Source organism: Desulfohalovibrio reitneri (assembly GCF_000711295.1).
GTDB classification, from domain to species: Bacteria; Desulfobacterota; Desulfovibrionia; order Desulfovibrionales; family Desulfovibrionaceae; genus Desulfohalovibrio; species Desulfohalovibrio reitneri.
Window position 1 is genome coordinate 1,848,185 of the sequence record NZ_JOMJ01000003.1, and the last position, 21,106, is coordinate 1,869,290.

The following is a 21,106-nucleotide window of genomic DNA, read 5'->3' on the forward strand; positions in this document are numbered from 1 at the left end:
GTGTAGCTCCGGGCGGGGAAAAAGAAAAGGCGGCCGGGCCCAAAACCCGGCCGCCCGCGATGTTTCGCTTACAGGATGCGGAGCCGTTCCAGCTTGCGGCCGGTCTCCTCGATCTCTCCGGCGGCTTGCTCCGGGCCCATGACCACCACCCGTCCGTGCTCGGCCAGGGCGCGCGCGGCCTCGCCGAAGCGGCGGAAGTCCTCGTTGCCCAGCCGCAGCACGGCCTCGCGCTTCTCCTGCCGCCACTGGGGGGTGCGGCCGGTCAGCCTGCGGGTGAGGGAGATGAAGCCCTTGGCGTCGGGCAGGTGGTGGGCGTCGATCTCGCCGATGGCCCCGACCACCGCCTTGTCCAGCTCGGCCTTGTCCAGCTCCAGGGAGGCCAGCAGGTCGGCCGCGCCGTCGTACACCGCCAGGGTATTGGCGGAGTTGGGGTCGCGGTAGGAGACCATGCCCAGGGTGCCCTCCACGTCGTCCAGGGCGCAAAAGGCGCCGTAGGCCCCGCCCTGCACGCGGATGCGGTCCCACAAATAGCCCATGCGCAGCCAGCGGGAGACGGCCATGGCCGCCGGGCCGGGGTCGATGCCCAGTTCGGCGTAATTGACCGCCTTGCCCACGTAGTTGACCGCGGCCGGGATGAGCAGGGCCTCGTCCTGGCCGTGCATGGGCGGCCGCTCCACCGCTTCGGCGGGGCCGAATCCCGGCAGCCCGGCCAGCACGCCGTCCAGGTGCGGATCGAAGGCCGCCAGATCCTCGGCCGTGGCCGTGACGTTGGCCGCGCGGGCGGAGCGGGTCAGCAGGTGGTCGCGCACCGCCTCCAGGGAGCGGCGGATCTCCGGCCATTCATCCGGCAGGCGGGAGCACAGCTCGCGCAGGAAGAAGAGGTACTCCGCCCCGCTGGTGCGCTCGGCCAGCCGTCCGGCCCGCGTCAGCGAGCCGCGCAGCCGGTTCTGCACGAAGAGGTGCCCGGCCGGGGTGACGCGCTGCTCCAGCCTGGCCTTCTCCTCCAGGGCCATGCGGGTGAACCGCTCGGCGTCGGAGAAGTCGGCGCTGGTGAGCACCTCGGTCATGAGCTCGGCCATGTCCTGGGCCTTTTCCGAGGTGGCCTTGCCGCGCAGGAAGAACCAGGAGACCGGCGTTCCTTCCAGATCGGTGGAGTGCATCATGGCCGGGTCGATGCCGCCGGTCTTGGCGGCGATGGCCCGGGTCAGCTCGGTGAAGGAGCGCTTCTTGGTGCCCATCTCCACCAGGGCGCGGCCGAACAGCGGCAGCCAGGGCAGGTGCTTCTCGTCCATGCCGCTCAGGTCGAAGCCGGCGTCGAAGTAGACGATGCCCGCGGCGGGCTGCTCGTGGCGCATGACCAGCGCGCCGCGCTCTTCGCTCTCGGCAAAGGGGATCTCGCGGTTCTCCGGCGGCATGTCCTCCCGGCCCAGGGCGGGGATGCGGGCCAAGTCCGCCGGGTCGTCCGGCTTCTCCTGCTTCTCCCGCAGCTCGCGGGTTTCGGCCATGATGCGCTCCCGCTCGGCCTGGTCCATGCCCTCCAGTTCGCGGGCCAGCTCCTCCTTCTCCTCGCGCTCGCGCCTGGAGCCCAGCTCCGGGTCCGGGGCGAGGGTCAGCAGGCAGGCGTGAGGGTTTTCCAGGAACCAGCGCCGGATGAGGTTCTCGAACACCGGCTCGCCGTCGGCCAGCCGTTGCTTGAGGCGGCCAAGCGGCTCCTCGAAGGCCAGCATGGCCAGGGGGTCCCCGTCGTACAGCCAGGTGGTCAGGGAGCGCAGCCAAAGGGCAAGCCCGCGAGGGAAGGAGCCGGTGTTGGTCTCCCGCAGGTCGAACTCAATGGTATTCAGAGCGGCCTCGCGCACATCCTCGGGCACGCCGTTGTCCGCCAGGTCGCGCAGGGTGTCCGTGACGAGGCCTTGCATGCGGCCAGCCGTGTCCTCCAGGCCGTCCGCCTTGATGCCCTTCAGCCCGATGGAGAAGTACATCTGGCGCAGCTCCTCCTCCAGTCCGATGCCCGCCAGGTCCTCGCCCAGGCCGGAGTCGATGAGGGCCTGGCGCAGGGGCGAGGAAGGCATGCCCACCAGCACCTCCTCCAGCACGCGCAGGGCAAGGTTCTCCTCTACCTCGGCGGTCTCGCAGAGCAGCCAGCCCAGGGTGGCGTAGCCGCGCTCGTCCTCGCCGTCCTCGGAGCAGGCGTAGGTCTTGCGCTCCCTGCGCGGCTCGCTCCACCGCTGCTGCAGGGCCACCTCCGACTCCGGCTCCAGCGGGCCGAAGCCGTCAAGGTATTCCGCCAGGATGGACAGCCGCTCGTCCTCCTCCGGGCCGTCGCCGTGGAAAAGGAACCAGCAGTTGGCCGGGTGGTAGAAGGTCTCGTGGAACTCGCGGAACTGTTCGAAAGTCAGCTCCGGGATGGTCTTGGGATTGCCGCCGGAATCAAGCCCGTAGGTCTGGTCCGGAAAGACCGCCTGCTGGGAGTATTCGTGCAGCAGGGAGTCGGGCGAGGAATAGGCACCCTTCATCTCGTTGTAGACCACCCCGCGCCGCTTCAGCGGGCCGTCCGGGTCGTCCAGCTCGTGATGCCAGCCCTCCTGCATGAAGATGTGGCGGGTGATGAGGGGATGGAAGGCGGCGTCCAGATAGACGTCCACCAGGTTGCGGAAGTCCTGGAGGTTGCAACTGGAAACCGGGTAGCAGGTCTTGTCCGGGAAGGTGAAGGCGTTGAGGAAGGTCTTCAGCGAGCCCTTGAGCAGCTCCACGAACGGTTCCTTGACCGGATACTTGCGGGAGCCGTTGAGCACGGAGTGCTCCAGGATGTGGGCCACGCCGGTGGAGTCGCGCGGGGGGGTGCGGAAGGCCGCGCCGAAAACCTTGTTCTCGTCATCGTTGGCCAGGGAGAGCACGCGCGCCCCGGTCTTGTCATGCCGGTAGAGTCGTGCGACAGTCTGATATTCGGAAATCTCCTCCTCGCGGAGGAGGCTGAATCCATTGATCGCCATGCGGTCAAACTCCTTTCTGATTCGATGCTTGGGAGGCGCAAATGCCCTATGTAAAACAGAAGACCTTCGTTGTCACCGGAGCCTCGTCCGGAATCGGACGCGCCCTGGCCATCCGGTTGGCCGAGAGTGGGGCCTCGGTGGTGCTCAACGCGCGCCGCCAAGGCCTCCTGGAGGAGACCGAGGACGCCTGCGTGGAACACGGCGTGCGAGCCAACAGCGTGCCCGGCGACATCGCCGACCCGGACGTGGCCCGGCGGCTGGTGGACCGCGCCCTGGACTGCGGCGATTTCTCCGGCTTCTTCCACGTGGCCGGGGTCTTCTCCCCCGGCCCCTACCTGTGGGAGCTGGACGAGGCGGGCTTCGACGCCATCATGGACTCCAGCGTCAAGGGGGCCTGGTCCATGACCCGGGCCGCCGTGCCGCAATTGATTAAGCGGCGGGGCGGGCTGGCCTGCTTCTTCGGCTCCGGCGCGGCGGAGATCGTACAGCCGGGCATCGGCGCCTACTGCGCGGCCAAGGCCGCGGAGGAGCATCTCTGCCGCCAGCTGGCGGCGGAGGCCCCGCGCGTGGCCGCCTTCGTCTACCGCCCGCACGTGGTGGAGACCCGCATGCAGGAGCAGGCTCGCGAGGCCCAGGGCGGCGCGGCCGAGGAGCTGCATAAGCTGTTCAGGAGCTGGAAGGAGGAGGGCCGCCTGATTACCCCGGAACAGGCCGCCCAGGGCGTGCTGGACCTCATCGGCGAGGACCCGGGGAAACTGACCGGAAAGACCTTCCGCTGGGGCGAAGGACAGGTGGGCGGAGAGGAATAGCGGCTACGGCAGAAGCCCCTGGCCGCGTAGCAGATCGATGCAGGCGGCCGCGTCGGCGGCGGTGAAGCGCGCGCCCGCCTCGGCCAGGTCCGCCTCGCTCAGGCGACCCGAAGCCGCCCCGCAGGCGTCCATGCCCATGGCCCTCGCGGACTGGGCGTCCAGGGCGTGATCGCCCACCAGCACCGCGCGTCCCGGCTCCACCCCCAACCGTTCCAGCGCCAATCGCAGGTGCGCCGGGTCCGGCTTGGGCCGGGCCACGTCCTCCCGCGCCAGAAACACGTCCGCCTCCCGGGCCACGTCGGGAAACAGCTCGATCACCGCCGGGGTGCAGTTGCGGGTCACGACTCCGGTCAACACGCCTCGCCCGCGCAAATCCGCCAGCAGACCCCGCGCGAAGGGAAACAGCCTCCCGGCCCGCGCCCCGGCCAGCTCCATGTCCATGATCAAAAACCGCCCCCGGGTGTGGAACTCGCGGGCCGTCTCGGCGTCATGCTCTGCCTCAACCGCTCCGGCCAGCTCGTCCAGCCGCTCCAGCACCGGACGGCCGTGGCCGTTGGGCGGCACCGGGTCCAGGTAGGCCCCTGCCAGGGCCTCCACCTTGCGGGCCATGAGGGGAAAATCCACCCTGGTCTCGGCCAGGGTGCCGTCGAAATCGAACAACACGGCGGTGTAGGGCATCCCGTCCGCTTCCATCATTTCCGGGGTCCGGTCAAGAACTGGCGAAAACCGCGCTCTTGGGGTACTCACTCCCGGAAAAACCGCAGCCGGACGATCCCCATGCGCGACCTCATCATCGCCGGAGCCGGGCCAGCCGGATCCGCCGCCGCCCTGGAAGCCGCCAAGCACGGCCTGGACGTGCTGCTCCTGGACAAGGATCCATTCCCCCGCCACAAACCCTGCGGCGGCGCACTCTCCTCCCAGACCCTGCGCCAGCTCGACCGGAACCTGCCCCCCGGACTGGCCAAACGATTCTTCACCGGCGGACGCCTGCGCTTCGCTGACAACGGCCGGCTCGACCGCTCCATCGGCCAACAGGCCGGCGCCCTGGTCCTGCGCAGCGAGTTCGACGCCTGGATGGCCCAATGCGCCGCCGAGGCCGGAGCCGAGTTCCGCCACGGAGAACGCGTCCTCTCCCTGGAGGAGGACCTGCGCGGCGTCACCGTGCGCACCGCCAAGACCACCGAACGCGCCCGCATCGCCCTGGTGGCCGAAGGCGCCACCGGACGCCTCAAGCAGTTCGTCCGCCCGCCCGATCCGCCGGACGACCTCGTTTTCTGCGCCTGCGCCGACGTACCCGCCGACCAGGGCGCGGCCCGCGCGGGTGAACCCCTGCTGCTGCACTTCGGGGTGGCCCCCATCCTCTACGGCTGGGCCTTTCCACGCGAAGCCGACGCCTCCGTGGGCCTGGGCGAACTGGGCCGCAACCGCAAACGCCTCAAAAACGACTTCAACCGCTTCCTGCGCCTCAACAACATCCCCCAGCCGGAAACCGTGCAGGGGCACGTCATCCCCATGGGCGGCACTCCCCGGAAAATCGGCAAAGGCCGCGTCCTGCTGGCCGGAGACGCCGGAGGCTTCGCCGACGCCCTCCTCGGCGAGGGCATCTGCCACGCCGTGCGCACCGGCCAGGCCGCGGCCCACGCCTGCGCCGAGCACCTCCCCCGGGGGGAGGACCTCAACGTGGCCGCCACCCACACCAATCTCTGCGAACCCGTCCGCATCGAACTCCAACACGCCCTCAACCTGGTCAACGCCCTGCGCTACGCGCCCACCCCCCTCTTCCGCACCATGCTCACCCACCCGCCCACACTGGACGAATACATCCGCATCCTGGCCGGACACCGCACCTACAAGCAGTTCAACACCAAGCTCAAACACGACCTGCCGCAACACATCCTGCGCGCCGTACTCGGGAAATAGGGCAGCGAGGCCCCGGCCGCGCGGCGAGACCGCCTGACGAATGGCGAGGGGAACGGAAGGCGGCAGGCTGGTGTTTGTTCAGGGCGGGGGAAGCCCAATAGCCCCAGCCCCCTGCGCTCCTCACCATTCCACCGGCAGCCGCACCAGGCTTCCCGCCTTGTTGGTGAAGAGGAGGTGGCCGTGGGAGCGGCCGTGGAGGTAGAGGTCGCGGGTCACGGCCACGTCGGTTTTACAGTAGTCGATGATCCTGTCCACCAGCCCTTCTTTCCACCAGGCCAGGGATTGCAAACCGTCCGCGGTCTTGGCCGTGCCCAGGGTGGCCTGGGCCAGGCAGTCCAGGGAGAGGCGGTAGCCTAGGCGGGAGTGGACGTGGGCCAGCATGTCCAGGGTGGGCAGGGAGGCGTGGTCAAAGGGCGCGGCCCCGGTGAGGACCTTGTAGTCGAAGCGCTGGATGTTGAAGCCGACCACCAGATCCAGCTCGGCCAGCCGTTTCCAGAGGTCGACGATGCGGTCCTGTTCGAAGACGTGAAAGCCGTCGTCGCGGGAGTCGTAGAGCACGGCGCAGGCCACGCCCATGCGGTCCGCCCGGTGCCAGCCACCGACTTCGGTGGCGGAACGTCTGGTCTCCACGTCGAGGACTCCGAATGCCTGCGGAGCGGGCTTTTCGGACGGAGAAGGGGCGTGGATGGTCGCTTCGTTGGGTTGTCGTTGTTGGGGGTTGCGGGCGGCCGCATCCCGGTGCGCCGGGGACTGGGGGTTGCTGTCCAGCCCTTCCGGCTGGGCGTTCCGCAAGGCCCGCAGCACGAAGAGGCAGGAGTCCTTGTCTATGGGCCGGTTGCCGGAGCCGCACTTGGGGGAGTGGACGCAGGAGGGGCAGCCCAGTTCGCATTCGCAGTCCGCCACCGCCCGCAGGGTGGTGTCCAGCAGCTCGTCCGCCATGAGGAAGGCCTGCCGGGTGAGGCCCACACCGCCGGGGTGGCCGTCGTAGATGAAGACTGCGGAACGGCCGATCTGCGGGTGCAGGGGGGTGGAGATGCCGCCCAGGTCGTCGCGGTCGGCCAGCACCAGCAGCGGCAGGATGCCGATGGCCGCGTGCTCCACGGCGTGGATGCCGCCCATGTAGTGGTGGCGGGCATCCTCGGCCTCCTGGTGCACGGCGCGCGGCAGGGCGAACCACAGCCCTTCCGTCTCGAAGGTCATGGGCGGCAGGTCCAGGGGCACGATGGTCAACAACCGCCCGTCGCGGGTGCGGCGTTTCTCGTAGCCGGTGATGGTCTCGGTGACGCGCAGCTTGCCCAGCCCCACGTCCGCGCCCCAGGCGGTTGTGGTGTCGTGGGTCTGGATGATCTCGGTGACTTTTTCCGAGCGGATGCGGGTGTAGTAGCCCACCCGCTCTTCCTTGACGATCACCTTGCGGCCGGGGATGTCCAGCTCGTCCACAACGAAAATGCGGCCTCGGTGGATGTACACCGCGCCGGGGTGGGTCTCCTTGAAGGCGCGTCCCTCGTCCACCTGCCCCACCACCGCGCCGTCCTTGCGCGTCTCGATGGTGTAGGTGGAGCCGGAGCCGCGCAGGTCCACCTCGCGGTGGGGGCGTTTGCGGCGGGAGTGGACCTCCGCGCCGTCCGCCGTGCGCAGCAGCCGCCCCTCGCGTTCCAATTCAGCCGCGCGCTGGGCCAGAGGCTCCTCGGCCAGGAATGGCTCCTGGTCGCGCAGGGGCAGTTCGGCTGCGGCGCAATCCAGGTGGCGGGCCATGATCTGCGGATTATAGGGGTTGACCACGGCCTTTTCCGGCGGGCGGGCGAAGAAGTCCTGAGGGTGGCGCATGAAGTACTGGTCCAGGTTGTCCTCCCCCGCCACCAGGCAGACGCAGGACTCCTGGTTCTTGCGCCCCACCCGGCCGCCGCGCTGGAGGGTCTGCATGACCGTGCCGGGGTAGCCCACCAGGATGCAGACATCCAGGCCGCCGATGTCGATGCCCAGCTCCAGGGCGGAGGTGGAAACCACGGCCAGCAGCTCGCCCGAGGCCATGCGCGACTCGATCTCCCGCCGCTCCTCGGGCAGAAAGCCCGCGCGGTAGGCGCTTATCTTGTCCTTGAACTCCCCGGACTGCTCCGCCGCCCACATGGAGATGAGCTCGGTCATGCGGCGGGAGCGGGTGTAGACAATGGTCCGCTGGCCAAGCTCCAGCGACTGCCGCAGCAGCCGGATGGCCGCGGTGGAGGGCGACCCTTCCGGATTGACGAACAGGAAGTGGCGCTTGCCCTGGGGCGCGCCGGATTCGGCCACCGTGTCCACGTTGAGGCCGGTGAGGTCCTCGCACAACTCGCCGGGGTTGCCCAGGGTGGCCGAGGAGAAGAGGAAGGCCGGGTCCGCGCCGTAGAAGCGGCAGACGCGGCGCAGGCGGCGGAAGACCATGGCCATGTGCGAGCCCATGACCCCCCGATAGGTGTGCGCCTCGTCCACCACCACGTGTGTCAGGGAGGCCAGCAGGGGGGCCCAGGAGGCGTGGTAGGGCAGAAGCGAGAGGTGGACCATCTCCGGGTTGGAGACCAGGAAATTGGGCGGCTCCTTGCGCATTTTGGCCCGGGCGTGGGACTTGACGTCGCCGTCCAGCACCTCGGCGGTGATGGGGCGGCCCGTAGGCATGAGGGCGGCCGCCTTGCGGAAGGCCTGCAACTGGTCGCGTCCCAGGGCCTTGAGGGGGAACAGGGCCAGGGCGCAGGCGTCCGGGTTCTTGAGGCATTCCTCAAGGATGGGCAGGGTGTAGACCAGGGATTTGCCGCTGGCCGTGGGTGTGGAGGTGACCACGTGGCGGCCCATGCGGGCCAGGTCCATGGCCTCGGCCTGGTGGGAGTAGAGGCGGCCTATGCCCGCGGCCTCCATGCCGTGGGCCAGGGACTGCGGCCAGGGGCGGGCTGTCTCCGCGAAGCGGGGCGGCAGGGCGGGCAGCACCTCGTGGTGGGCCACCTGCGGCCCCAGGACCTCGGAGTCCTTGATCTCCGCCACGTAGCGGCTGACGGTGTTCAATGTCGCTCTAGTGTCCGGCGATGTTGTACTTCTTGAGCTTGTACTGGAGATTGGACTTGGAGACCCCCAGCATCTCGGCCGCCCGGGTCTGCACGAACTCCGAGCGCACCAGGGCGCGGCGGATCAGGGCGGACTCGATCTTCTCCATGGTGTCGGGCAGGTTGATGCGCTCCGGCAAGAGGTCCACGGCGCTCTTGTACTGGCTTTCCTCGTCGCGGATCTCCGGGGGCAGGTCGTCCACCTCGATGGTCTCGCGGTCGGCCAGCACCACGCACCGCTCCATGACGTTCTCCAGCTGGCGCACGTTGCCCGGCCACTCGTAGGCCTGCAGATACTCCAGCGCCTCCGGGCTGAAGCCGCCGAACTTCTTTTGGTTCTCTGTGGCGTACACGTCCAGGAAATGGGAGGCCAGCAGGGGGATGTCCTCGCGCCGCTCGCGCAGGGGGGGCAGCTCGATCTGTATGACGTTGAGGCGGTAGTAGAGGTCTTCGCGGAATTCGCCGTTCTCCACCGCCTTGACCAGGTCCTTGTTGGTGGCCGCCACCACCCGGATGTCCACTTCCATGGACCGCGAGCCGCCCACCCGCTCGAAGGTGCGCTCCTGCAGCACCCGCAGCAGCTTGACCTGCAGGTCGTGGGACAGTTCGCCTATCTCGTCCAGGAAGAGGGTGCCTTGATCGGCCATCTCGAAGCGGCCGCGCTTCTGGGCCACCGCGCCGGTGAAGCTGCCCTTCTCGTGGCCGAACAACTCCGACTCCAGCACGCCGGGGTTGAAGGCCATGCAGTTCACCGAGACGAAGGGGGACTCGTGGCGCGGGGAGGCGTAGTGGATGGCCCGGGCCACCAGCTCCTTGCCCGTGCCGGACTCGCCGGTGATGAGCACCGTGGACTTGGAGGGCGCCGCCCTGTCCACCATGTCCATAACCTTGGAGATGGCCCGCGATTTGCCGATGATCTTGTGCAGGCCGTAGCGGTCCTCCAGCGATTCACGCAGGAGGCGGTTCTGCCGTTGGGCGGCGGCGTACTGGCAGGCCTTGGAGACCGAGAGCAGCAGCTCCTCGTTGGAGAAGGGCTTGGTGATGTAGTCGTAGGCCCCGATCTTCATGGCCTCCACCGCGCCCTCGATGGAGCCGAAGGCGGTCATGATGAGCACCGGCACGTGGGGCAGGTCGCGCCGCACCCGTTCCAGCACCTCGCGGCCGGACAGCTTGGGCATCTTCATGTCGGTGATGACCACGTCCACCTCGGACTCGTCCAGAAACTGCACCGCGGTCTCGGGGTCGTTGAGGGCGGTCACGTGGTAGCCCTTGTCCTGGAGAAGCGCCTCCAGGATGAGCAGGTAGTTCTGTTCGTCGTCGATGACGAGGATGTGGTCTGCCATGCGGTCTTACGCTCCGGGAAAGACGACGGTGGCCCGCGCCCCGCCTTCGTAGTCGTTCTCCAGGTCCAGGCTGGCCCCGTGGCTCTGGAGGATGGTGTCGGTGATGGCCAGCCCCAGCCCGGTGCCGTGCTCCTTGGTGGTGAAGAAGGGGTCCTTGGCCTGCTCCAGCACCTCGTCCGGGAAGCCCGGCCCGGTGTCGCGCACCACCACGCTCACCCCGTCCTCGGCCCCGTGGGCCGCCACGGTGATGGTATGCTCTTGGCCGCCGCCGTCAAGTTCGGCCAGGGCGTCCAGGGAGTTGGCAACCAGATTGTAGAAGGCGCGGTAGAGCAGGTCGGAGTCGCCCTGGACCGTGAGGCCTTCGTCCAGATCCGTCTCCAGGGTCACGCCGCGCTCGCGGGCGGTGGACTCCAAAAAGACCGCGACCTGGTTGAGGACGCGGGAGAGGTCCACCGGGTCCTGGCGCGGCTGGCGGGGCCTGGCGTAGTCCAGGAAGTCCCCAACCGTTCGGGAGAGGCGCTTGGACTCGTCGAAGATGGCTTGCAGGATGCGCACGTTGGCCGAGTCCGGGTTCTCCTCCCGCTTGAGCTTGGAGAGCAGCAGCTCGGCCGAGGAGCGGATGATGCCCAGGGGGTTGCGGATCTCGTGGGCCACCCCGGCCACCATGCGGCCCATGGAGGCCAGCTTCTCCGACTGCATCAGTTCCCGCTCCAGCTGCTCCTTCTCGCGGGCGCGCTCCGCGGCCATGCGGTCCGCCCGGCGCAGCACCACGATGATGACGAAGAACAGCGCCAGGGAAGTGACGGTGGAGGAGAGGATGATGAGGCGCTCGAGATTGATGACCTTGCGGTAGTCCTCGGTGATGTCCTGGGTGATCTCAAGCGCGCCGGTGATGGGGCCGCGCGGGTCTGCGGGGTCCATGCGGCGGTCCGCCCGCAGGGAGTAGACCGTGCGCAGGATGACGCTCTGCGGCTTGAAATCGAAGGCGAACAGGGCCGTCCAGGAGGAGTAGCGGGAGACGAGCTCGTAGGAGTTCTGCCCTTCCTCCAGGGCGCGCTCCACGGACTGCCCGGCCATTTCCAGGTCGCCCACCTCTCCCTCATCCAGGGAGAAGGCCACGTCGCGCTGGAAGCCGTAGATGCGCAGGTCCAGCACGTTGAAGGAATGGATGGTGGTCTTGACCACCTTCTCCAACTGCTCGTACTGGCGCTCGTCGTCCAGGTCGATCTCCCCGAAGCCCATGACCGTGGGCAGGGTGAAGCGCTGGAATATCTGGTGGTTGAGGTTTTCCGCCAGCAGCAGGGCGTACTGTTCCTGCTTTTCCAGCAGCGACCGCCGGGCGTAGTCCGCCAGAAAGACGGCCAGCACCAGGTTGGTGCCCAGGATGATGACGAAGATGCTCCAGGACAGGAGCTTGGCCGCGTGAAAGGGCCCGGAGGAAGCGCTCTCCCTGCTCATGGCCTCCGCCGGTCAGCTCCCCAGCAGCACGCGGCCAACCGCCGCGAGGCTCTTTTCCAGCACGTCGTCGGCCACGGCGAAGGAGACGCGGATGCAGCCGTCGTCGCCGAAGGCGGAGCCGGGCACCAGGGCCACCTGGGCCTCGTCCAGCACCTTGGCGCAGGCGGCCTGGGAGTCGGCCATGCCCTCGCGGTACATGGCGGAGATGTCCGGGAATACGTAAAAGGCGCCCTCGGGACGGGGGCAGACCGCGCCCTTCCAGCCGGAGATGATGCCCACTGCCAGGTCGCGGCGGCGGGCGAAGGCCTCGCGCATTTCGTCCACCAGGTCCCAGGGGCCGGTGAAGGCGGCCAGGGCGGCGTGCTGGGCGATGGAGCAGACGTTGGAGGTGGACTGCCCCTGGATCTTGGAGACGGCCTTGACCAGGTCGGCGTGGGCCAGGGCAAAGCCCACCCGCCAGCCGGTCATGGCGAAGGTCTTGGACAGCGCGCCCACGATGGCGATGTGCTCCGGCGCCTTTTGCCACCAGGGGGCGAAGGTGCCGTGCTCCGCCGGGGGGAAGACCAAGCGGTCGTAGACCTCGTCGGCGACGACAAAGACGTTCCGCTTCACGGCCCACTCAGCGATGGCGTCCACCTCGGCCTGGGAGTAGACCGCGCCCGTTGGGTTGGAGGGCGAGTTGAAGACGAGCATCTTGGTGCGGGGGGACAGGCCGCGCTCCAGGTCGTCCACCGTGACCTTGAATCCGGCCTCGGCCGTGGCGCGCACCTGCACGCAGGAGGCCCCGCACATGGCGGCCATGTCCGGGTAGGACACCCAATAGGGCGTGGGCAGCAGCACCTCGTCGCCCTCTTCCAGCAGGGCGAACATGAGGTTGAACAGGGCCTGCTTGCCGCCGTTGGTGACGATGGCGTTCTCCCGCTCGGCTGACGCGCCGTAGAAGCGCTCGAAGTAGCGGGCCACCTGGTCGCGCAGTTCGGGCAGGCCGGGCACCGGGGTGTAGCGGGTCTTGCCCGCGTCCATGGCCTGCTTGGCGGCTTCCTTGACGTGGTCCGGGGTGTCGAAGTCCGGTTCGCCCACGGCCAGGGAGACAACGTCGCGCCCCTCGGCGCGCAGGGCCTGGGTCTTGGCGTTGATGGCCAGGGTGGCGGAGGGCTGGATGCGGGAAAGGCGGCTGGCGAGTCGCATGACGGGAACCCTTGGGTTGCGGGTCTTGCGGGGTTGTGGCTGTTTCCTTGTGAAGCTGGGCTTGTGTAGAACACTTTCCGCCGGACGGCAACAGCCCCGCCCGTTGCCAAGCTCCGGGGGAGGCCGTACCATAGCGCCCATGCCCGCTTCCCCCCATTTGCTCGATGCCCTGGCCGCCCGGCTGCCCGTGTGGGTCTTTGGCGCCGAGGAACCCCGCGCCCAACTGGCCCTGGTGCGAGCCATGCGCGCCCTGGCCCAATCCCCGGAAATGCGCGGCCTGGGGCTGACCGGCGCGGCCGACGGCTTGGCCTGGTGGGCCTGGCAGCGGCGGCCATGGCGGCCCGAGGCGGCTGAACTTCTCACCGACGGCCCGGCGGCTGGGCTTGCCCGGGACTGCCAGCCCGAACCCCCCGGCGCGCGGTCCGACCTGGAAGAGGCCCTGGAAGCGGCCGACGTGCGGCTGCTGACCCGCGCCCTCATCCCGGCTGTTCGGGAAAGCGGCCCCGGCCCCTTGCTGCGCGCCTGGCCCCTGCTGCTGGCCCTGGAGGAAACCCCGGCCGCCCGCGCCCTGCTGGACGAGACCCCCTTCCCTGCGGAAGCCGAGCCCATGGCCGCCCGGCTGCGGGCGGAGTGGGCCGCCCTGTGCCTGCCTCCGGAAGAGGCTTTGCCCGTGGTGCGGGAGTGCACCCACCCCGCCTTCGACCCCTGGCGGCGCTGGCTGGAGGCCCATTTGCTGCGCGGCCTGGGCGAGCGGGACAAGGCCGCCGATCTGACCGAATCCCTGTGCCGCGACCTGCCGGGACACCCCCATTTTCCCCACCTGCTGCACGAGCTGCGCTTCCCGCGCCGGGCTCCGGCCTCCCTGGCGGACGGCGACGCCGCGGCCGTGCTGCTCTACTGCTGGAACAAGGCGGAACTGCTCTCCCAGACCCTGGACGCCCTGGCCGCGTGCGAGCTCGGCGAAGCCCACGTGGCCCTGCTGGACAACGGCTCCACCGACGACACCTGGGAGGTCATGAACCGCTTCGCCCGGCGGCTCGGCCCGGACCGGGTCACGCTGGTGCAACTGCCGGTCAACGTGGGCGCGCCCGCGGCCCGCAACTGGCTGCTCTCCCTGCCCGAGGTCCGCGCCCGCCGCTTCGCCGCCTTTCTGGACGACGACGTGCTTCCCCCCGAGGACTGGCTGCCCAAACTGCTGGCCGCGGCCCGCGACAACCCGGACGCCTCGGCCATCGGCTGCCGCATTGTGGCCGCCACGCCGCCGGCCAGCCTGCAATCCGCGGACTACCACCTCTTTTCGCCACGGCCAGACGCGGGCGAGGAGCGCATCGCCGTGTTCGACAATGCCTCGGGCCAACCTGACCTGGGGCTGTTCACATACGCCCGACCCTGCCTCTCCGTGTCCGGCTGCTGCCACCTGCTGCGCACCAGCGCCCTGGAGGAAACCGGCCGCTTCGACGTGCGCTTCACCCCCACCCAGTTCGACGACCTGGAACGCGACATGCGCGCCTGCCTGGCCGGGCAGCCCGCCTTCTTCGAGGGCTCCCTGGCCGTGCCCCACGTGGGCCACTCCTCCCTGGCCAAATCGCAAAGCCCCACCGCCGTGGGCAACGTGCTGGGCAACCGCGTCAAGCTGGAAGGCCTCTTCACCGACCAGCAGCTCCGCGACCTGGCCGAGGACGACATGCGGCGCGCCTGGGCCGACCTGCGAAAGAAACTCGACGAGCTATGACCGCCAGCGACCGCCAGGCCCACCACCTCGTATTCGTCTACGGCACCCTGCGGCGGGGCTTCCACAACCACCCCCTGCTGGTCCAGGCCGAGTTCCTGGGAACCGCCACCACCAAACACCGCTACGCCCTCCATCTGGAGGACGTGCCCTACCTCTATCCGCACAATCCCGTCAGCCGCGTGCGCGGGGAACTCTACCGCGTCACCGAAACCACCCTCCGCGAACTCGACCTGCTGGAAGAACACCCCAACGTTTACAAACGCGAACCAGCCCCAGTCCTCGTGGACTCGGGCCACAAAACCACAGCCTGGGTCTACTTCTTCCCCAAACCACAAGGAAAACTCATTGAGCACGGCGACTTCGCCAAGGCGTAGGAAGAGGGGGGTATGTGGAAGGGAATGCGAGGTGGCAGCCGGGGGGTGAGAGTTCAGGGCATTGGGGGAGGAAGGGAACCACTTTTTCAAAAGTGGTTCCCTTCCTCCCCCAAGCTCCCTCCATCCTTCCACAAAACTCTTTATCGCTCGCTTCGCTCGGGGGCGAGGAGCGAATACGTTGTAGCCAGGGGGCCACAGCCCAATTTCGCGTCCCACGCATGGGCAGCCAAACGGCGTAGCGGATTCCCTGGTAGACGCGTTCACCAACCGCAGGTGCGCCGGGGTGCTCCCGCCTATCCCCCTGACGCGCGCCCACCCGCGAATACACATGCAAAGTGAGTTTGCCGCAGGGTCCAGGGGGCGCGCAGCCCCCTGGTCGCCTGAAGGGCGAAATCTTTTCTCCGTGAATAAAGGATGGTCGGCGGGGTAGCCGAGAAACCACAGCCCAATTTCGCGTCCCACGCATGGGCAGCCAAACGGCGTAGCGGATTCCCTGGTAGATGCGTTCACCAACCGCAGGTGCGCCGGGGTGCTCCCGCCTATCCCCCTGACGCGCGCCCACCCGCGAATACACATGCAAAGTGAGTTTGCCGCAGGGTCCAGGGGGCGCGCAGCCCCCTGGTCGCCTGAAGGGCGAAATCTTTTCTCCGTGAATAAAGGATGGTCGGCGGGGTAGCCGAGAAACCACAGCCCAATTTCGCGTCCCACGCATGGGCAGCCAAACGGCGTAGCGGATTCCCTGGTAGACGCGTTCACCAACTACAGGTGCGCCGGGGTGCTCCCGCCTATCCCCCTGACGCGCGCCCACCCGCGAATACACATGCAAAGTGAGTTTGCCGCAGGGTCCAGGGGGCGCGCAGCCCCCTGGTCGCCTGAAGGGCGAAATCCTCCCCCCTTCCGGTCCGATTGCGTTGCAATTGGGCTGTGCTATTGTCCGCCCAATTGATGGGCAGGTAGCAAACCGCAACCGGACAGGAGCTCGAGATGGAATACGTTCAGGAAGCCGGACTGCAGGTGGCCAAGCCGCTGCATGATGTCATCGCCAAGGCCGCCCCGCACACCGGGGTGGAGGCCGGGACATTCTGGCTGGAGTTGGAGAAGCTGGTGGCCGAGTTGGGGCCGCGCAACCTGGAGCTTTTGCGCAAGCGCGACGCCATCCAGGAGAAGCTGGACCGGTTCCATCGCGAGAATCCCGGCCGCCCGGACACGGCCAACTACAAGACGTTTCTCCAGGAAATCGGCTACCTAGCGCCCGAGGGCGAGGATTTCGAGATAGACAACGGCCGGGTGGATCCGGAGATCAGCCATGTGGCCGGTCCGCAGCTTGTGGTGCCCATCACCAACGAGCGGTACGTGCTCAACGCGGCCAACGCCCGCTGGGGCAGCCTGTACGACGCCCTGTACGGCTCCGACGTGCTGCCCGAGCAGACCGGCCTGGAGAAGGGGCCGGAGTACAATCCCGCCCGTGGCCAGCGGGTGATGCAGCACGCCACCGTTTTCCTCAACCGGGCGGTGCCTTTGGAGGACGCGGACCACGCCGACGCGACCGCCTACGCTGTGGAGAACGGGCACTTGGTGGCCAAGCTGTCCAGCGGCTCCACCGCCGCTTTGGCCGATCCAGCCCAGTTCGCGGGCCACCAGGGCGGCGATGCCGAGCCATCGGCAATTCTGCTGCGCAACAACGGCCTGCACATGGAGTTGTCCATCGACCGCGAGGATCCCGTGGGCAAGGCGCACCCCGCCGGTGTGCGCGATGTCGTCCTGGAGTCCGCCGTGACCACCATCCTCGATCTGGAGGACTCGGTGTCCGTGGTGGACGCCCACGACAAGGCCCACGCCTACGACAACCTGGCCGGGCTGCTGCGCGGCGATCTGGAAACCACCTTCCCCAAGGGCGGCGAGACCGTAACTCGCCGCCTGCACGGCGATCGCGAATACACCGCCCCGGACGGCTCCACCCTCACCCTTTCCGGCCGTTCCCTGATGCTGGTGCGCAACGTGGGCTCGCTGCTCTTCACAGACGCGGTCATCGGCCCGGACGGCTATGAGATTTCCGAAACCATCCTCGACGCCCTGGCCACGGCTTACATCTCCCTCATCGACGTGCGCGGCAACGGCCGCTACACCAACAGCGCCGAGGGCAACGTCTACATCGTCAAGCCCAAGATGCACGGCCCCGAGGAGACCGCCTTCGCTTGCCAGCTCTTCGCCCGCGTGGAGCAGGCCCTGGGCCTGGACGAGGGCGCCCTCAAGATCGGGGTCATGGACGAGGAGCGGCGCACCACGCTCAACCTCAAGGAGTGCGTGCGGCAGGCCCGCGACCGCATCATCTTCATCAACACCGGTTTCCTGGACCGCACCGGCGACGAGATCCACTCCGTGATGGAGGCCGGGCCCATGGTGCGCAAGGCGGCCATGAAGGCCGAGCCCTGGATCAAGGCCTACGAGGACTGGAACGTGGACGTGGGCCTGGCCTGCGGTTTCAAGGGCCGCGCCCAGATCGGCAAGGGCATGTGGCCCAAGCCCGCCAAGATGCGGGAGATGGTGGAGACCAAGATGGAGCACCCCCTGGCCGGTGCGGACTGCGCCTGGGTGCCTTCGCCGACCGCCGCCACCCTGCACGCCACCCACTATCACCAGGTGGACGTGGCCGAAGTGCAGGACGGGCTGGCCGGGCGGCGCCGGGCCGAGCTCGACGACCTGCTCGACGTGCCCGTGCTCCAGGAGACCCTCTCCGTTGACCAGATCCAGGAGGAGCTGGACCTCAACGCCCAGTCCATCCTGGGCTACGTGGTGCGCTGGGTGGAGCAGGGCATTGGCTGCTCCACCGTGCCGGACCTCTCCGACACCGGCCTCATGGAGGACCGCGCCACCCTGCGCATCTCCAGCCAACACATGGCCAACTGGCTCCACCACGGGCTCGTGACCCATGAGCAGGTGGAGGAAACCCTGCGCCGCATGGCCGGAGTGGTGGACCGCCAAAACGAGGGCGACCCCAACTACCAGCCAATGGCCGACGACCCCGACAACAGCGTGGCCTTCAAGGCGGCCCGCGACCTCGTCCTCAAGGGACGCGTCCAGCCCAACGGCTACACCGAGCCCATTCTCCACACCCGCCGCCTGGTAGCCAAAAAGAAGTTCGGCATCCGGTAAAACGAACCACGACAACAATACAAAAGGCCCGGCCGCTTGGAGCGGCCGGGCCTTTTCTGTGGAGGGGTAGGACGGGGGAAGATTTCGCCCTTCGGGCGACCAGGGGGCTGCGCGCCCCCTGGACCCTGCGGCAAAGTAACTTTGCATGTGTGTTCGCGGGATGGAGCGCGTCAGGGGGATGTGCGGGAGTACTCCGGCGAACAGGCGATTGTTCGGCTATCTCGCCCGGTAGAACCCCGCCCTGGCCGTCTGGCTTCAGATGCCATGGACGCGAAATGTAGCTGTTGTTCTCCAGCTACCACGTGCGAATGTTTTCTGACATATGCAAGAAAACACTCGCTTTTCATCTCGTCGCTTGCTTCTTCGCCTTGCCCAGCAGGGGGATGAGCAGAGCGGCCCCCAGCAGGGCGGAGGCGGCGGCGGCCATGCAGACCCAGGCGTAGCCAAGGTATTCGGCGAGCAACCCGGCGGTGAGGGCGGAGAGGACGGAGCCGATAGCTGTGGTGGCGTTGAAGATACCCACGGCGGTGCCTTCCTCCAGGGTGGAGAGTTGGGCGGCTCCGGAGGTTCCGGCCACGATGAGGGGCGACCAGGCCACGGGCAGAAGCAGGAAGGCGACCGGCGCCAGCCAGGCGGTGTTCGCGGGCTGGATGAAGGCCAGCACGGCCATGGAGGCCACCGAAGCCAGGGTCATGAGAGTGCCGATGAGGACGACGCCGACGTCGCCGATCTTTTCTCCCAGCGTGCCCGAGGGGGCGTAGGCGAATACGCCGATGAGGGCGGCCAGTGCGTAGTAGAGGGAGGAAAGCCCGGCGTCGATGCCGTAGGCGGAGCGCATGAGCAGGGGATAGAGATTGTACATCAGCCAGGTTCCGAACATGGTGCAGAACCAGGAAGCGATGTAGACGCCGTATGGCGTGCAGGCGTGTCGGACCAGAGCGATGAGATTTTTTGTCAGCGAGGCTTGGTAGTGGTGGATCATCCAGCCCAGTGCTCGGTGCGGGGCCTTGCTGCGGCGCATGTGCTGGTGCAGGTGCGGCTTGGGCCGATGCCGGGCGGCCTTGGTGGCCGGCAGGCCCTGCCTGCCGAACCACACCCCTGGCAGCATGAGCGCCGCGGAGATGAGCAGGCCGACCTGCGGCACGGCCTGCAGCAGAGCGGCCAGACCCAGGCCCACGGCCTGTCCCGCGCCGTAGAAGGTCTGCAGCCAGCCGATGCGCGGGTCCCACTCCTCCTTGGGCTTGAACTCCACGATGAACATGGCCGCCACCGTGTTGGTGGCCGCCGAGCCCATGCCCTGCAAGAATGCCAATGCGAACCAGAAGCCAAGCGAGGTGAGCTCCGGGAACAGCGCCAGCCCAAGCGCCAGCAGGCCGTAGCCCAGGAAGTACACCAGCTTGTAGGCCCGCGCCTTGTCCGTCAGCGTCCCCAGCAGCGGGGCCATGAGCTGGCCCACGTAGAAGCAGGCCACCACGGCTCCGGCCTCGGCGTCGCCAAGCGCGTTGCCCACCACCAAGGGCAGCAGGATCGGGGCCACGCCCAGAACAACCGCGCCCTGAAAGGCGTAGCCGATGTACCACTTTTCGGAATACCGCCGCCAACCAGCCATGCGAAAACCCCCTTGCGGTGACAGACCGCGCGAGCCTAGCGCATGCGCATGGCGGGAACAAGGAGGGTCTTAAAACACGCGGCTTGAAGAGAGCGTCCCGATTCATCTTCCGGACATATGCGGACGGGATTCCCCGGAGGGCCGGGCACCGCAATGGCCTGTTCGCCGGAGTGCTCCCGCATATCCCCCTGACGCGCACCATCCCGCGAACACGCATGCAAAGTGAGTTTGCCGCGGTCCAGCGCCGCGCAGGCCCTGGTCGCCCGCAGAGCGAAATCCTTCCCTCCTTGGGAATGGAAGGTGGCTGGCGAGGGTAGGAAGGTCAGGGCAGTGGGATAGGCAGGAAGTAGCCGGTGAACAGCAGCCCAGTTTCGCGTCCCACGCATGTGACGCGAAACGGCCAGGGCGAGGTTTTACCGAGTTGGGTAAAGCCCAACAAACATGGATACGCCGTAGCACTCCATTTCCGCGCTCCACCGCGCACCATCCCGCGAACACGCATGCAAAGTGAGTTTGCCGCGGGTCCAGGGCCGCGCAGGTCCTGGTCGCCCGCAGGGCGAAACGCTCTCGCCGCAGTGTCCAGGAGGCACGCAGCCCCCTGGACACTGCGGCGAAATCTTCCTTTCCTACTGCATCAAGCCTTCGAGGGATTCCTTGATGCCTTTGGAGCCTTCCTCGAGTTGTTTCTGGGTGCCTTCCTGGAATTGTTGCGCGCCCTTTTCCAGGGCTTCCTGGACGGCCTCTCCGGCGTTGGAGGCGGCGCTGGTCACGCTTTTTTGCACGGCGGCCATGATTTGGGAGAGGACTTCGGCGGGCGAGGCGCCGCCCTTGTCTTCGCCTATGTTGGTGAGGTGGATTTCCGGCAGGTTGACGGTGGCGCTGCGTTCACCCAGGGCGCGCAGGGCGAGGGTGGCTTGCGCGCCGGTGATGCGCAGGTCGCGGATGATGACCTTCTTGCCGGATTGTTGCTGCTCGCCGGTCTGCTGTCCCCCGCTGGGCGCGGCGGATTTGGCGTTTTGCAGCAGGCGGTCGAGGTTGGAGCCCTGGTCCCCGGTTTCCAGCAGGATGGCGGGATCGGTGATGCGGACCTGTTCGACAATGATGGTGTCGGAGAGGATGGAGCCGATGTCCACGCCCACGGCGGCGCTGCCGAGCCGGATGGCGGACTTGTCGGAAAAGCCTTCGGGGTTGGCCACGGTCAGGCCGTTGATTTCGCCGCTGCCGGAGAAGAGGGAGAGGGAGGCCCCGTCCAGGGCGACGGCGGTTTTGAGGGTTTTGGAGCCCACGGTTTCCACGCCGCGCTCCACGATGGTGTTGAGCTGGAAGTAGAGCACCAGCACGGCGGCGACAACAATGACTGCGATGACAGCGAGGATTTTTTTCATGGCGCTTCGGCTCCTTGCACGGCTTGTGGTTGCTGCCCATCAAGGATAGGACCATGCGACGGGTTTTATCACGCTGA

12 protein-coding genes and 1 pseudogene are annotated in these 21,106 nt (G+C 67.8%); 5 read left to right on the forward strand and 8 right to left on the reverse strand.

Going from position 1 to position 21,106, the window contains the following annotated elements; genetic code table 11:
• Nucleotides 1–68: 68 nt before the first annotated feature.
• Nucleotides 69–2,990 (reverse strand): insulinase family protein, encoded by a 2,922-nt coding sequence (locus N911_RS0109260; RefSeq protein ID WP_029896470.1) that lies wholly within the window; start codon nucleotides 2,988–2,990, stop codon nucleotides 69–71.
• Between the two features lie 41 nt (nucleotides 2,991–3,031).
• Here N911_RS0109260 and N911_RS0109265 point away from each other — a divergent pair, with 41 nt between their 5' ends.
• A complete protein-coding gene (locus N911_RS0109265; RefSeq protein WP_029896472.1) occupies nucleotides 3,032–3,799 on the forward strand; it encodes an SDR family NAD(P)-dependent oxidoreductase in 768 nt (255 codons plus the stop codon).
• Nucleotides 3,800–3,802: 3 nt separating this feature from the next.
• Here the strand turns inward: N911_RS0109265 and N911_RS0109270 are convergent, their stop codons facing one another.
• Nucleotides 3,803–4,477: an HAD family hydrolase gene (locus N911_RS0109270; RefSeq protein ID WP_029896473.1), complete on the reverse strand. Its 675-nt coding sequence runs from the start codon at nucleotides 4,475–4,477 to the stop codon at nucleotides 3,803–3,805.
• A 99-nt stretch (nucleotides 4,478–4,576) separates the two neighbouring features.
• Between N911_RS0109270 and N911_RS16820 the strand changes: the two genes are divergently transcribed.
• A complete protein-coding gene (locus N911_RS16820; RefSeq protein ID WP_035104635.1) occupies nucleotides 4,577–5,719 on the forward strand; it encodes an NAD(P)/FAD-dependent oxidoreductase in 1,143 nt (380 codons plus the stop codon).
• A gap of 120 nt (nucleotides 5,720–5,839) precedes the next feature.
• Here N911_RS16820 and N911_RS0109280 read toward each other — a convergent pair whose 3' ends face one another.
• From N911_RS0109280 to N911_RS0109295, 4 genes are read right to left on the reverse strand one after another with little or no spacing between them, the layout of a single operon-like run.
• Nucleotides 5,840–8,749: a DEAD/DEAH box helicase gene (locus tag N911_RS0109280; protein WP_029896475.1), complete on the reverse strand. Its 2,910-nt coding sequence runs from the start codon at nucleotides 8,747–8,749 to the stop codon at nucleotides 5,840–5,842.
• A gap of 7 nt (nucleotides 8,750–8,756) precedes the next feature.
• Nucleotides 8,757–10,130: a sigma-54-dependent transcriptional regulator gene (locus N911_RS0109285; protein WP_029896476.1), complete on the reverse strand. Its 1,374-nt coding sequence runs from the start codon at nucleotides 10,128–10,130 to the stop codon at nucleotides 8,757–8,759.
• Between the two features lie 6 nt (nucleotides 10,131–10,136).
• Nucleotides 10,137–11,588 (reverse strand): sensor histidine kinase, encoded by a 1,452-nt coding sequence (locus N911_RS0109290; RefSeq protein WP_029896478.1) that lies wholly within the window; start codon nucleotides 11,586–11,588, stop codon nucleotides 10,137–10,139.
• A gap of 12 nt (nucleotides 11,589–11,600) precedes the next feature.
• Nucleotides 11,601–12,776: a pyridoxal phosphate-dependent aminotransferase gene (locus N911_RS0109295; RefSeq protein WP_029896480.1), complete on the reverse strand. Its 1,176-nt coding sequence runs from the start codon at nucleotides 12,774–12,776 to the stop codon at nucleotides 11,601–11,603.
• A 139-nt stretch (nucleotides 12,777–12,915) separates the two neighbouring features.
• Between N911_RS0109295 and N911_RS0109300 the strand changes: the two genes are divergently transcribed.
• The 3 genes from N911_RS0109300 to N911_RS0109310 all read left to right on the forward strand — a co-directional run bounded on the left by N911_RS0109300 (nucleotide 12,916) and on the right by N911_RS0109310 (nucleotide 18,035).
• Nucleotides 12,916–14,508 carry a glycosyltransferase gene (locus N911_RS0109300; RefSeq protein ID WP_051694138.1) on the forward strand — a complete coding sequence of 531 codons (1,593 nt, stop codon included), beginning with the start codon at nucleotides 12,916–12,918 and terminating at the stop codon, nucleotides 14,506–14,508.
• Nucleotides 14,505–14,882 carry a gamma-glutamylcyclotransferase family protein gene (locus N911_RS0109305; RefSeq protein WP_029896484.1) on the forward strand — a complete coding sequence of 126 codons (378 nt, stop codon included), beginning with the start codon at nucleotides 14,505–14,507 and terminating at the stop codon, nucleotides 14,880–14,882. Before N911_RS0109300 ends, N911_RS0109305 begins: the two co-directional genes overlap by 4 nt.
• A gap of 984 nt (nucleotides 14,883–15,866) precedes the next feature.
• Nucleotides 15,867–18,035, forward strand: coding sequence for a malate synthase G (locus N911_RS0109310; protein WP_029896486.1), 2,169 nt, complete (start codon nucleotides 15,867–15,869; stop codon nucleotides 18,033–18,035).
• 343 nt (nucleotides 18,036–18,378) lie between these two features.
• Here the strand turns inward: N911_RS0109310 and N911_RS17540 are convergent, their stop codons facing one another.
• Both N911_RS17540 and N911_RS0109320 read right to left on the reverse strand, forming a co-directional pair.
• Nucleotides 18,379–19,644 carry an MFS transporter gene (locus N911_RS17540; protein ID WP_029896488.1) on the reverse strand — a complete coding sequence of 422 codons (1,266 nt, stop codon included), beginning with the start codon at nucleotides 19,642–19,644 and terminating at the stop codon, nucleotides 18,379–18,381.
• Between the two features lie 626 nt (nucleotides 19,645–20,270).
• Nucleotides 20,271–21,038: pseudogene (locus N911_RS0109320) on the reverse strand (DUF748 domain-containing protein); the annotation flags it as partial.
• Nucleotides 21,039–21,106: the final 68 nt, after the last annotated feature.